Origin of the sequence: Konateibacter massiliensis, from assembly GCF_900184995.1 — a bacterium.
Taxonomy (GTDB): Bacteria; Bacillota; Clostridia; order Lachnospirales; family Lachnospiraceae; genus Lachnotalea; species Lachnotalea massiliensis.
Map to the genome: position 1 here is coordinate 1 of NZ_LT860094.1, position 1724 is coordinate 1724.

1 protein-coding gene is annotated in these 1724 nt (G+C 40.1%); it reads left to right on the forward strand.

Annotated elements, in window-relative coordinates:
* The first annotated feature begins 152 nt into the window (after window positions 1-152).
* Window positions 153-1457 carry an IS30 family transposase gene (locus CTY48_RS00015; protein WP_099466476.1) on the forward strand — a complete coding sequence of 435 codons (1305 nt, stop codon included), beginning with the start codon at window positions 153-155 and terminating at the stop codon, window positions 1455-1457.
* Window positions 1458-1724 lie beyond the last annotated feature (267 nt).

The window sequence follows — 1724 nt, forward strand, 5'->3', positions numbered from 1 at the left end:
ACCTCAATTGTAAAATAACTTTCCCGTCTGAAAGGGAAAGTTAGGTACAAATATTTGAAAATAGAATAGAGAAATTCGTGTTACAAAAAGGCAGGGCGCAGTCCCTGCCTTTCGTGATATATTGAACTTAGCCGGTGGAGAAAGGAGACACTATGGCTAAGTTTTTATCTTATGAGGATCGTTTGGAGATTGAAAGTGGACTGAAGGAGGATATGACTTTTACCGAGATAGGCAAGAAGCTAGGGAGGGACAGAACTACTATTACAAAAGAAGTCCGCAACTATGGAGTAGAGCAATGTAGTGGATATTCAGTCTATCCCCATAATGTATGCAAGTATCGAAAAGGATGCAAAAGAAAAAAAGTGTGTGGAACAAATGAATGTAAGCATCCAATGATAACCACATGCAGACAGTGTGAGCGTCTGTGTAACAGGTATTGTGAACAGTTTGAGGAAGAAGTATGTACCAGCAGATTTAAAGCCCCCTATGTATGTAATGGATGCAGTGAAGTGAAGAAGTGTACGCTGACGAAGACAATCTACGACGCATTGGAAGCCCATCGTCAGGCATCTGAGAAGATTGCGGAATCAAGAAGTGGGATTCTTTCCACGGAAGGAGAAATTGCCAGACTGAATGAAATCCTGGTTCCGCTGATCAAACAAGGACAGTCTATACATCAGATTTATTTAAATAATAAGGATGAGCTGATGTGCAGCGAGAAGACTTTATACAATTACATAGATGGAAGTCTGTTTGATGTGAGGAACATTGATCTCCCACGGAAAGTAAAGTATCGTCCACGTTATAAAAAAGCAGAACTGAAGGTAGACAGAGGCTGTCGTGTGGGAAGAAACTATCACGATTATGAGGTGTATATGGAGCAGCATCCTGATACAGCAGTGACCCAGATGGATTCTGTGATAGGAAGCAAAGGTGGAAAGGTTCTGCTCACGGTATTCTTTGTAGAAACATCCTTGATGCTTGCATTCCTAAGAGAGGCCAATACCTCTAAGTCAGTAATCGATATTTATGATGAACTATATCATAGGCTGGGAGGACAGGACTTTCGAAAGTTGTTCCCAATCATTTTGACAGACAACGGAAGTGAATTTTCTAATCCAAAGAGTATAGAGTATGGGCCGGATGAAAAAGGATTTCAAAGAACCAGAATCTATTATTGCAATCCAAGTGCACCCTATCAGAAAGCGGAAATAGAGGTAGGGCATGAATTCATAAGAAGGGTATTGCCAAAGGGAAAAAGCTTTGATGAACTGATGCAGGAGGATATCAATCGGATGATGAATCATATCAATTCCTATAGAAGGAAAAAGCTGAATGGGAAAAGTCCGTATGAAGCATTCTGTTTTTATTATGGAAAAGACCTGGCTGATAAATTAGGATGCCAAGAGGTTGCTGCCAACAGCATCAATCTAACCCCAGGTCTTTTGAAAAAGTAGCAAGATAATCTGAACATGAAACCACCGGATGGAACGAAAAGACAGATACCAGCAGACGTGAATTTCGGAGTACAAAATTTGTAAGCCAAAAGTGACGTCCGGTTTTTGTGCGTCAAAATCATCCTGTTACCAGAGATTATACCATGAAAAGCAATAGAAAAACGGGAAAGTCATAACAATTGTGGAATTTCGGGTTCAAAATTTGAAGGTTACTTTCAAAATGTGAATCTCGTTTACAAAACGGGAAAGTGGAGTTACATTCAACCA